12 protein-coding genes are annotated in these 11952 nt (G+C 37.4%); 8 read left to right on the forward strand and 4 right to left on the reverse strand.

The features are described from left to right. Positions 1-96 precede the first annotated feature (96 nt). Complete coding sequence (locus tag D0S48_RS12850) at positions 97-1638, forward strand: Mur ligase family protein (protein WP_225321617.1); 1542 nt, start codon at positions 97-99, stop codon at positions 1636-1638. A 45-nt stretch (positions 1639-1683) separates the two neighbouring features. Here D0S48_RS12850 and rluF read toward each other — a convergent pair whose 3' ends face one another. Beyond that, complete coding sequence (gene rluF, locus D0S48_RS12855) at positions 1684-2388, reverse strand: 23S rRNA pseudouridine(2604) synthase RluF (protein ID WP_144540865.1); 705 nt, start codon at positions 2386-2388, stop codon at positions 1684-1686. A 93-nt stretch (positions 2389-2481) separates the two neighbouring features. Here rluF and D0S48_RS12860 point away from each other — a divergent pair, with 93 nt between their 5' ends. The 4 genes from D0S48_RS12860 (at position 2482) to D0S48_RS12875 (ending at position 5592) form a co-directional block, all read left to right on the forward strand. Continuing rightward, a complete protein-coding gene (locus D0S48_RS12860) occupies positions 2482-3444 on the forward strand; it encodes a DUF4003 family protein (protein ID WP_191963801.1) in 963 nt (320 codons plus the stop codon). A gap of 52 nt (positions 3445-3496) precedes the next feature. Continuing rightward, entirely contained in the window at positions 3497-4000 is a 504-nt protein-coding gene (locus tag D0S48_RS12865) for an acyl-CoA thioesterase (protein ID WP_144540869.1), read from the forward strand. A gap of 18 nt (positions 4001-4018) precedes the next feature. Beyond that, positions 4019-4393 carry a hypothetical protein gene (locus D0S48_RS12870; RefSeq protein WP_151112008.1) on the forward strand — a complete coding sequence of 125 codons (375 nt, stop codon included), beginning with the start codon at positions 4019-4021 and terminating at the stop codon, positions 4391-4393. A 389-nt stretch (positions 4394-4782) separates the two neighbouring features. Beyond that, the gene (locus D0S48_RS12875; RefSeq protein ID WP_144540873.1) at positions 4783-5592 is read left to right on the forward strand and encodes a hypothetical protein; all 810 of its coding nucleotides are present in this window, start codon (positions 4783-4785) and stop codon (positions 5590-5592) included. Between the two features lie 61 nt (positions 5593-5653). Here D0S48_RS12875 and D0S48_RS12880 read toward each other — a convergent pair whose 3' ends face one another. The 3 genes from D0S48_RS12880 to D0S48_RS12890 form a co-directional block, all read right to left on the reverse strand. Further along, complete coding sequence (locus D0S48_RS12880; RefSeq protein ID WP_186318256.1) at positions 5654-6748, reverse strand: RtcB family protein; 1095 nt, start codon at positions 6746-6748, stop codon at positions 5654-5656. Positions 6749-6768: 20 nt separating this feature from the next. Further along, positions 6769-7731, reverse strand: a complete 963-nt coding sequence (gene corA, locus D0S48_RS12885; RefSeq protein WP_144540875.1) for a magnesium/cobalt transporter CorA — start codon at positions 7729-7731, stop codon at positions 6769-6771. 106 nt (positions 7732-7837) lie between these two features. Continuing rightward, positions 7838-9328: a glycine betaine uptake BCCT transporter gene (locus D0S48_RS12890; protein WP_151112010.1), complete on the reverse strand. Its 1491-nt coding sequence runs from the start codon at positions 9326-9328 to the stop codon at positions 7838-7840. 394 nt (positions 9329-9722) lie between these two features. Between D0S48_RS12890 and D0S48_RS12895 the strand changes: the two genes are divergently transcribed. The 3 genes from D0S48_RS12895 (at position 9723) to D0S48_RS12905 (ending at position 11941) form a co-directional block, all read left to right on the forward strand. Continuing rightward, entirely contained in the window at positions 9723-10460 is a 738-nt protein-coding gene (locus D0S48_RS12895) for a cyclase family protein (protein WP_151112012.1), read from the forward strand. Between the two features lie 125 nt (positions 10461-10585). Continuing rightward, positions 10586-10906: a hypothetical protein gene (locus D0S48_RS12900; protein ID WP_151112014.1), complete on the forward strand. Its 321-nt coding sequence runs from the start codon at positions 10586-10588 to the stop codon at positions 10904-10906. 210 nt (positions 10907-11116) lie between these two features. Beyond that, complete coding sequence (locus tag D0S48_RS12905) at positions 11117-11941, forward strand: M55 family metallopeptidase (RefSeq protein WP_151112016.1); 825 nt, start codon at positions 11117-11119, stop codon at positions 11939-11941. The last annotated feature ends 11 nt before the right edge of the window (positions 11942-11952 follow it).

Here is an 11952-nt window from a genome sequence, read left to right on the forward strand (position 1 = left end):
TTTTCCGGAATCTTGGTTTCCCTTTTAGTTTCCTTCTTATTTGAATTGATGTAAAATTGACAGAGAAGATTTTACAAATAAAAGGTGGCTATTTTGATGGAACTAACAAATTTGATGAATCAACTATCTATAATTGACGTCAAAAATGCTAAAAATATTAATATTACAGGACTTGCTTATAATTCACGTAAAGTGGAGGAAGGACAAGTATTCGTTTGTATAAAAGGCTTTAAGGCGGACGGCCATAAATTTGCTGGACAAGCTGTAGAAAATGGTGCGGTGGCACTCGTAGTAGAGGATTTTATAGACGCTTTAGAAGTACCACAATACAAAGTGGAGGATGCACGTAAAGCTTTAGCTGCACTTGCATCTGCTTACTACGGTCATCCAACACGTAAGCTTAAAACAATAGGTATTACCGCTACTAATGGAAAGACATCTACTTCCTTTATGACTAATGCTATTTTAGAGAATCATGGTCTTAAAACAGGTTTAATGGGAACTGTAGTAGTTAAAATTGGTGATTATGCAGAGCCTTCAGAACTAACCACACCAGAATCTCTCGATTTACAGAGATTTTACGCTAAGATGGTAGACGAAGGTGTAACTCACGCTACAATGGAGGTTTCGTCCTCTGCATTGGAGTTAAATCGTGTAGGCTGTGTCGATTTTGACATAGTGACGTTAAATAATATAAGTAGAGAGCATATTGATTTACATTCATCCTTTGAAAAGTATTTTGAGCACAAATCAAGTTTAATACGTAACGCTGGTGCAGACAAAATAGCAATTTTAAATTTAGATGATGCGTATTCAGCCTCTCTAGTAAATAAAACGAAAGCTTCAGTTATTACAATTGGAATAGAAGAACAGTCAGCAGATGTAATATGTAAGGATTTAGACTTATCAACTGGACGAGCGAAATTTACGGTAGAGATTCAAAGAGATTTAGTGGCAGAAGATGTTGTAATTCCTCGTCAACAATTCTCTATTGAACTTTCTACACCTGGATATCATTCTGTTTATAACTCAATGGTAAGTATTGTTGCAGGATTGTTATGTGGAGTTCCTGTTAAGACGATTCAAAAGAGCTTGTTTGAGTTTGTAGGGGTGGAGAGACGTTTTGAAATCATTTTTGAAGACGATTTTAAAATAATCGATGATCACTTTGCAAACAGCGGAAATATAGATATAACACTTGGCACGTTAGAAAAAATGGATTTCAATCGTATTTCCCTCGTCTATGCTATTCGTGGGGACAGAGGAGTAATTGTTAATAGAGAAAATGCGGAGGCAATTGCCAAGTGGGCACCAAGATTAGGTATTGATGAGGTAATTGCTACTTTAAGTCGTTCCCATGTTACTCAAAAGGATGTTGTTTCCGACCAAGAGCTTGCCGTATTCAAAGAAGTAATGGATGAAGCAGGTATTGCTGTTCGTCTATATGAGGAACTTCCGGAAGCCATCAGTTCTAGCCTAAGAGAAGTTTCCGAAGGAGATTTAGTACTTTTAGGTGGCTGTCAGGGAATGGACTATGGTGCAAAAATTGCACTGGAACAGTTAGAAACCATCCTGCCAGATGTAGATAAAAAGAAATTATATCAGCCATTAGAAAAACGTGTAGCTGGTAATTCCTAATTTAAAAGCAGTCCATACATTAAATGTAGGACTGCTTTTCTAATACTATCGTTTTGGGGCGTAATTTAATTGGGCAAATAATTCTTTTCGTTCCTGATCTGTCAGTTCACGCCATTCTCCAATAGTAAGCCCTTCAATCGAGATATTCATTATACGCACACGTTGAAGTCTCTTTACGGTAAATCCTAGTGCAGAGCACATTCTTCTAATCTGCCGATTCAAACCTTGAGTCAATATAATATTAAATGTGTTAGGACCCATCTTTCTAACTTTACACGGCAATGTTTTAGTCCCAAGAATATTTACTCCTGAGGCCATTTTTTCAATGAATGTATCAGTAATTTTTTCGTTAACTGTAACGATATACTCTTTTTCATGTTTGTTTTCTGAACGTAATATTTCATTTACTATATCTCCATCGTTTGTTAACAAGATGAGACCATCTGAATCCTTATCTAAACGCCCAATATGAAAGATGCGAAGAGGGTGGTTAACAAAGTCTACAATATTTCCTTTTATGTGGCGTTCCGTTGTACTTGTGATTCCAACGGGTTTATTTAAAACGAGATATACTAGAGGCTGTTCGACAACCACCGGCTTACCGTCGACTTGGACATCATCACCGTCCTCCACTTGGCTACCGAGTTCGGCCAATTTCCCGTTAATAGTTACTTTGCCATCTGCAATCCACTTGTCCGCTCCACGTCTTGATACTATCCCAGACTCACTTAAGTATTTATTAATACGCATATTCAACACCTACTTTTCTTAGTGGTAATAGTATAACAAATTAGTGAAACCTTTATGGATATTAAACAGTAAAAAAGTAAAGGAGTGAGGAAATTGTTAGATGTACAAAAAATAGAGGCAACTTATAATGAACTGAAAGAGCTTTTGGGGTGGAGTATAGACAAAAGAATAATATTGTCCCTTGCAGGATATTACGCGGCATTGGATAAGGAAATCGATAAGAAAAGATTCAAGGAAATATCCGAAATTATTAAGAAACGAGTGGGTATGTTCTCTCCTTTACGTTCGCAGCTACAGCCACTATTTACTGCAACACTGGATGTTAGTGGATTAGAGCCGGAGGAAGCGGTAAATCTGTTGCTAGTAAAAGTCGAGGAACTAAAGAAAAATTCGTTTAAGATGAACAATTACTCATATCTCGCTGCCTTAATGATGTCGGATGAAAAAGAACAATGGGATTATGAGATTAGTCGAGCAAAAGATCTGATGGCAGCTATGAAAGTCCATCATCGCTTTTTGACAGCTAGTGATGATTACCCGTACGCTATGTTCCTAGGTAAGCTGGAAGGGGATACTGCTGTACGCGCAGAAACGATGAATAGATACTATGAGGAGTTAAAAAATCATAAATTCTACCTTGGAAATGAATTGCAGTGGATGTCCCAGGTTCTAACATATACGAATTTACATTTCGATCCAGAAGCGGTGTCAAGGGTCGTAGTTATTAGAGATGGAATGAAAAGTGTAAAGATTAAAGTCTCTACTCCACAGTATCCAATAATCGGTTTTATGGCTGCATTAAAATTGAACGAAAGTGAGCTCATGGACATTGTAGAATCTTATAGAGCATTGACTAGTATGAAACTATTCTCTTGGTATAAGGAATCCGCACTCCCTATTGCATTTGGTTTGTCCTTGAAATCTTCGAAGAATGTGTATGAAACAGCCGCTATATCCATGGCTACTTCTCTTGAAATGCTTATTCAAGCGCAACAGGCAATGATGATTTCTTCCATTGCAGCTACCAGTATCGCGTCTTCATCCAACTCAAATTAAAGAAGAAATGTTATACTAAGTTAATAAGATTTTAAGTAATACTTAAGATCTTATGGAAGTTAATCATCAAGGAGAGATTATTGTGAATACAAATCCAATGAGTCAATCAAGAACCATTCAAACCCATTTAATCTTACCTCCAGACACTAACCACCATGAAACAATATTTGGTGGAAAAGTTTTGGCGTTTATAGACGAAATAGCAGCAATCACCGCTATGAAGCATGCAAAAGGTGCTGTAGTTACTGCTTCTATTGACTCAGTAGACTTTTTATCTTCAGCGAAAGTTGGAGATGTAATTGAACTAGATGCAATTGTATCTTCGACAGGACGCACTTCCATGGAGGTGTATGTACGAGTGACTTCCATGAACCTCCTGACAGGTGCAGAGAAGCTGACAACGGAGTCATTTGTAACAATGGTAGCTGTAGATGAAGAAGGTAAACCAGTTCCGGTGCCGGGCATACATCCTGAAACGGAAGATGAAAAACGTTTATACGAAACGGGTCCAGCAAGACGTGAGCATCGAAGACAACGGTTAAATATGAAATACTAAGAGCAGGTGGGTGGCTGTATGCTAAAGCTAGTCGATGAAAATTATAAGTACCTAATGATTTTATTTCTTGCTATCTATTTAATAAATTCCATTTACTTACATGAGGTAACTATTACATTTACCGTCATTCTACTGGTAATCGTATTAGAATTATTCATACATCGTCACCAGATAAAACAGCTCTCCTACTCACAGCTTGCGATAATGGGAGTTGTTATTATTGCAGGAATTGCAGGTATTGTATATTTGTTGGTGTTGCTTCAAATTTTTATAGAGCCATTTAGTCTACCTTCAGCAGTAGAAACAATACTACTCGTATTGTTTTTAGCGATCGGTCTTTATGTCCTCTGGCAATTCCTAAAAAAATTGTTTAAACGTGCTCTAGAGCATTAGTAAAACCCCTCCAGGATATAATTTTTCTGGAGGGATTTTTGAATGGAAAAAAATTATATTGGATATTGAATATAGGAAAAGCTTAATAAACTAATCAACTTTACTTATTACACACACCAGAAATCACTTTGTTGATTGTAGCGGCAGGCGGCGACTCCGGCGGGAGGAGGGAGACAGATAAGACATCCCAAGACGACGCGATAGCGACGGGGAGGGCTTATCGCTCCCCCCGCGGAAAGCGACCGCCTAAAGCGGAAATCTGCCATCTATTATGCATGCTTTTCCTATAAATTATATTTATATGATTGATAAAATTGCTCTTAAAAGACGCTTGCGCTTTTCTTGAAACTATTTAAAGAGATTATCGTAAAATAATAGAGGTGATTTAGATGAAGCACATATACGAACGTACCGCCCAATATGCCAAAATGGGATGCCTAATTGGTTTAATCATGTACATATCGTTAGTTATAATCTTTAGAGACTCCCTATTAAAGGATTTTGAACTGCATATAACGATGGGGTGGACACTAATTATATTATTTAGCGTAGCCTTCATGTTTCAGCAAGCAGCCAACAAATTACCAATAGAACAAAAGATAGATACACAACAATTTTCTTCCGAATTTCCATTAAAGGAATTAAACTACCAAAGTGATGTCTCTATTATTCCGAGGAGCTATTTAGTGTCTCATACTGGTGAGAGACTTTATGGCATCAGTCCTACGGAGGAGCAGCCAGTCGTAAGAAAGCTTAATGCATTTCCATTTATCCGAAAGGGAATGTTATTGCCGGTTACTTATGATGTTGTAACGATGGACGGTCAGTTGGTTAGCAAGTTTACTATTGCGAACAAACTTAAATTTATGCAAATACAAGTATATGATCATAACCAAGTACATCTTTCAACGACAGTGCTTCCAATTTTTTCGGTAAAAAACAGAGCAATTGTGTTTGATTCAAATCGTGAAAAAACACATCAAATGGAAGCAAAAAGTATGTATGGAGATATAGATATAAACGACTTTAATGGCAAAAGATTAGCATCCTATCGTTTTGGTATGTTTCCTTATGCTACCCACCCGGCTTTTGAGCTACAAGGGATGAATGTTCATGTTTCACTTGCAGAAGGACTTTCAAATATAGAAAAGCTAACCTTTACTGCTTTGTTCTATTATTGGACAGCAAACCAGTCTTGATGGCTATAAGTAAAAAGAGAGGTTGAACATGAAATTATCATGATCAACCTCTCTGGCGTTCTCAGTGCGCCTTATAGTTATAAATCGGTTTAATAACTTCCAATACATCTACGGTTTCATCAATATGCGCAAGGATATCCTTCATAGCCTTATATGCAAAAGGAGACTCGTCTACAGTGCTTGAAACGACAGAGGTGCTCCAAATTCCTTCCATAGAAGCTTGGAAGTCCTCCAAAGCTACTTGTTTTCTCGCTTGAGACCTACTCATGAGGCGACCTGCTCCATGAGGGCCAGAATAATTCCATTCGGGATTTCCCTTTCCACGACAGATAAGCGAACCATCGCGCATATTCATTGGAATAATAACTATTTCACCATTCTGTGCAGATATTGCTCCCTTACGCAAAATCATGTTGTCTAAATCAATATAGTTATGAATGGTGTCAAACTCGGATTGGACACTCCAATTCATCCCTCTACAAATAACGTCAACCATTGTTTTGCGGTTAAAAGCCGCGTACTTCTGGGCAATAGAAAGATCGTATAAATAATCCTTCATATTGTCTCCCTCTACATAAGCAAGGTCCCTTGATACGCTATTACCTAAAGCATCAGAAGCTACTTGTTGATAATGCTCAGCAATTTGCTTTCCTAAGTTTCTGCTTCCAGAGTGAATCACTAGATAGATACTACCGTCTTCGCCTTCATTGAGTTCTATAAAGTGGTTGCCTCCTCCAAGTGTACCAAGACTCAGCCGTGCGCGTTGCTCATTGATAGGAGCAGATACCTCTTCAAAAGGAATTTCTATTGTATTTCGATGTTCTTTTTGTCGAATGCGAGTTCCGCTCGGTACATTTTTTTTAATAGTCTTATCGAGCTTTGCAAAATTCACATTTTCTTTCGTTGTATCGAGCTTTGCACATATCATTCCACAGCCTAAATCGACGCCTACAAAGTTTGGAACCACTTTATCGGTAATAGTCATAGTAGTGCCCACTGTGCAACCTTTTCCGGCATGTAAATCGGGCATCATTCTAATCTTAGTATCTTGGAGAAAGGGTAGACTACAAAGCTGCTCTACCTGAGATTTGGCTGTGTCTTCTATTGTATCCGTATAAACCACCGCATTATTATGTGTCCCTTTAATTTCAATCACGCAATCACCTCAAACAATTTTTAATTTCTAAACAGATTAAACCAGCCCTTGTATTTGAACCAAGCAATCATCCCAGTCGCAATAACTATCATTAAAGCAACCACGGTAAAGTAACCATACTTCCACTCCAATTCAGGCATATTCGAAAAGTTCATGCCATACACTCCGACGATAAACGTTAAAGGGATGAATACAGTAGATACAATGGTTAGTATCATCATAATTCGATTCATCCGACTAGCATTGATCGAATCATAACTATCCCTTATATCTGCTGTTAGCTCTCGATTTGCTTCTACCATCTCTGTTAGTTTTAGAAGATGATCATAAATGTCATCGAAATAAGCCCGTTCCATTTGATTTAAATTAATGCGTTCTGAATACATCACCCGGTATAGCAAATCTCGCATAGGAATGATGGTTCTTCGTAAACGTAATAAGTCACTACGTAGGTCAAAAACCTGATCCATAGACAAGTGATTCATATCCATTGATAACTTATCATCTACTTCATTCAAATAATCTTCGATATGGTAAACAATTGGAAAGTAAGTGTCTACCACTTTATCCACAATATTATAAGTGACGAGCATGGTCCCTCTATCCCATCCATTAGAATATAGCTTAATACGCTCTCTCGCATCATTTAACTCTCTCATCGGTGGGAAGTGAAAAGTAACTACAAAGTCCTTACCAACGAATAAATTTAACTCCTCTGCCTCCATCAGTTTCTCATTAAAGGTATGAAGGACAAAAAATTCGTGTTGCTCATAGTGATCCATTTTTGGACGTTGAAGCATTAGTAAACAGTCTTCAATAGCGAGAGGGTGAAAGTGGAAGAAAGTACTTAAGAGCTTCTCTTCTTCCTTGGTAGGCTCGCCAATATCGACCCAATACCATTCTAGTTGATTCGTTTGTATGTATTCTAATGGAAAATCCATAATTATTTCTTGGCTAGTTGTTCTACCTATCGTCTTTATCATGAGTAAACCACACTTTCAACCAGTTCTTTGTATATTATCTCATAATATCCCTTAAAAAATAAATTAAAACAAAAAATGCCAAGGAATAATCCTGGCATTTTTTTGTTTATTTTTTCTTTATTAACTTAGCTTCATCATTTAGTGATTTAAATAGTGATATGATCATAAGTATCATTATGAAAGAAAATGGCAGAGCCGCTATAATGATAGTGTTTTGTAAGGCGGTGAGTCCATTAACCGACAATAAAATAAGTGCAACGGTCGATTGAATAACGCCCCATGTAAGTTTAACGCTATTAGGTGGCGTTAGTGAACCGTTGGTCGACTGCATACCGAGAACAAATGTTGCAGAGTCTGCAGATGTGATAAAGAAAGATGCGATTAAAAGAATTGCAAATAGAGAAATGATTAAAGAGAATGGCATTGTATTAAACATTTCAAAAATAGTCAATTCTGTCGGAAGACTTGCTAAATCTGCAAGGCCTTTCTTTTGTAAATCAATCGCTGTTGTACCAAAAGATGAGAACCAAATGGCGCTCAAAAGAGTGGGTACGACTAGTACTCCGAGCATAAATTCACGAATGGTTCTTCCTTTAGAAACGCGGGCAATGAACATACTAACAAATGGTGCCCACGAAATCCACCAAGCCCAGTAGAATATTGTCCACATATCTAACCATTCTCGGTTGGAAGAATCTAGTGGAGCAGTACTGAAGCTCATTTGAACAATATTTGATAAGTAACCACCAAATGAATCCGTGAACATGTTCAAGATTAGTAAGGTTGGTCCTAAAACAATTACAAAAACTAAAAGAGCAATAGCTAGGACTAAGTTAAGATTGGAAAGATATTTAATGCCCTTACTTAGGCCAGACCATGCAGATCCTATGAATAAGACAGTAACAACCGCAATAATGACAAATTGTGAGAAGATGCCCATTTCAACACCAAATAAATAGTTAAGACCTCCGTTAATTTGAACAGCGCCGAAGCCAAGGGAAGTTGCTACTCCAAATGCTGTAGCAAAAACAGCTAGCACATCGACAAGGACGCCCCAAGGACCTTCCATTTTTTTGCCGAAGATTGGCTTCAGCGTTGATGAAATTAATCCCGGTTCCCCTTTGCGGAACTGGAAGTAAGCAAGAGATAAGGCAACTACTCCATACATAGCCCATACATGGAATCCCCAATGGAAAAAGGATTGTCGTAAGGCTTCTTTAAATGCAGCATTCGTATTAGGGTCTTCAGTGGCAGGACTAGTTGCGAAGTGAGATAGAGGTTCAGCGGCTCCGTAGAAGACAAGTCCGATTCCCATACCTGCTGAAAATAGCATGGCAAGCCAAGATATTAAACTGAAATCTGGTCGATCGGTATCCTTCCCTAATCGTATTTTCCCGTAGGGACTGAAGATAAAAAAGATGCTAATTAATACCATAACGGACATGAGTAGCATGTAATACCAACCAAATGTTGTGGAAACAAATGTTTTAGCACGAGTAGTAATAGCCTCAAAACTCTCGGGAGCTAGGGCTCCATACCCGACGGCCAAAATGATAAGGCCTATTGTAATATAAAATACTTTTGAAATATTCTTCATGTTTCCTCCTTTTAAAATCAACTAAGTTAAGTGTAATACTATACTAAGATAAAGTTGTTTAATCAACCCATATACCCAAAATCATCGTATTGTTTATATTTATAGCCATTTTTTAATATAATTAAACATTTAAACTAGTTATTTTGTATGAAATATAAAAAGTTTAAATTATTTGAATAAAATAACTATTTTATTGACAGCTTAACTGATTAAATTTAATCTAATTTTAACCAATATATATTAATAGTTATAAAAAGCCTACATATTGCTAAATTCTAGGGGTCATAGGTCTTAAAGAAGAAGCGAGATTATAACATGGATGTGTAAACCTCTTCTTATTTAAATAGGGGTGTAGTTTTGTTTCAACAATCTTACATAAAGGAGAAATGAACAAATGTCATTAGAACTGCTGCAGGCTTTAAAAGTATTAAAAGAAAAACAATGGGTAGATCTTACACATACTTTCGGTCCCAACTCCCCACATTTTTCAGCATTTGATGCTGCAGAAATAAAAACATTGTTTAACCATGATGACGGTTTTTTTGCCCAAGCTTTTACATTTGCAGGTCAGTATGGAACACATATTGATGCTCCAATTCACTTTGTAAGAGACACTCGTTATTTAGAGGAACTAGAATTAAAAGAACTGGTCCTTCCTTTAGTGGTAATTGACAAGTCTAAGGAAGCGAAGGAGGACAATAATTATACTTTAACAAAAGAAGATATTATATCGTTTGAAGAAGAGCATGGGGAAATTGAAGAGGGTGCGTTTGTAGCGCTTAGAACAGATTGGAGCAAGCGCTGGCCAGATGTAGAAGCGTTTAATAATAAGGATATGGAGGGGAATAATCGAGCTCCAGGATGGGGAATAGAAGCATTAAAATTTTTGTTTGAGCAAAGAAAAATTAAAGCTATTGGTCATGAAACATTTGACACTGACTCGGCAATTGATTATCAAAGAAACGGAACATTACTAGGAGAATACTACGTGCTAGAAAGGGATACATATCAAATCGAACTGTTAACGAACTTGGATAAGATCCCTGCCAAAGGTTCAGTGATTTTTAATATAGTACCAAAACCTGAAAAAGCATCTGGATTTCCCGTAAGGTCCTTTGCCATTTTACCTTAAGCATAGTAAAAAAAGAATGTCTTTAAAAAAAGGCATTCTTTTTTTATTGGGCATTGAGGTGTTTGTCTAGGTTGTCTGCCACTTTCTTGCATCTATTAGTATAAGTGCAAGAGGAGGTGAAAATAATGAATAATCACCATATGTGTCATTCGTGCGGCCAAACAAAAGGTTGGGGTCAATCATGTGGTTGCCGACGACAATTACCAGCAGCGGAACCGATTGTTTGTCCACCACAATATCGTGTTAGTGACTCTTTCGTACCAAGAATGCAGCCAGTCATTCAACCAATTGTAAATGTCAATAGAGAGCACATCGTAAATGTTCCTCAATATTTCGTTACAGAGTCAAATGAAACCGTAGTAGTACCAGGAGTTCAACAAGCATACCCTGTTAACAACCCATCCCAAGGGGGATCCCATCGAGGATTTTTCTCTAGATTCCGTTAAAAGCTATAGAAGTGTAGCGTCGACTTAACCAGCTTAGTGTCTATATTTATCGAATATTGCAAATGCCCTTAATATGAGGTGCATTTGCTTTTTTATTTTATATAAATCCGCCAATTGATAGCAAAAACGAGATATTGTAATTTTCCGTATATTTTGATAAAGTGATGTTTACCAATAGAAAAATAGAGTTGAAGGTTGGGGGAAGAAGAGATGAAGTTATTTATATCAGTTGATATGGAGGGCATAACAGGCCTGCCGGATTACACATTTGTGGAATCGAACAAGCATAATTACGAAAGAGCGAGACGAATAATGACACAGGAAGCCAATGCAATTGTAGAAGGGGCTCTTTCTACAGGTGTTAAAGACGTACTGGTTAATGATAGTCATTCCAAAATGAATAATCTTTTAGTGGAGGAGTTACATCCAGAGGCATCTTTGATAACCGGAGATTTAAAGCCATATTCTATGGTTCAATCTTTAGATGAAAGCTACATAGGAGCAGTTTTTGCTGGATACCATTCTAGAGCTGGACAACCAGGAGTCATGAGTCATTCTATGATTTTTGGAGTTCGAAATATGTACATCAATGATGTAGTGATAGGAGAGCTTGGTCTTAATGCATACGTGGCTGGTTATTATGGAGTTCCTGTCATTATGGTTGCTGGAGATGACGGAGCTTGTAGAGAGGCGGAGGCTCTCATTCCAGGTATTATAACAGCTGCGGTAAAACAATCTATATCTAGGTCTGCTGTTAAAACCCTACACCCTCAAAAGTCGCAAGCTCTTCTTAAAGAAAAAGTGGCAGAGGCTATTAAGAAAAGAGATGAAATACTACCACTTATACCACCAGAACAACCTGTTTTAAAAATTGAATTTACTAATTATGGACAAGCGGAGTGGGCAGCACTAATGCCAGGATGTGAAATCATAGAAGGAACAACAATTGTAAAATTTGAAGCAAAAGACATTCTAGAAGCATATCGTGCAATGCTTGTCATGGTAGAGCTAGCAATGCAAACCAAATTCTGTTAGGAGGAAGCCTT

Source organism: Psychrobacillus sp. AK 1817, assembly GCF_008807035.1.
In the GTDB taxonomy this organism is placed as follows: Bacteria; Bacillota; Bacilli; order Bacillales_A; family Planococcaceae; genus Psychrobacillus; species Psychrobacillus faecigallinarum.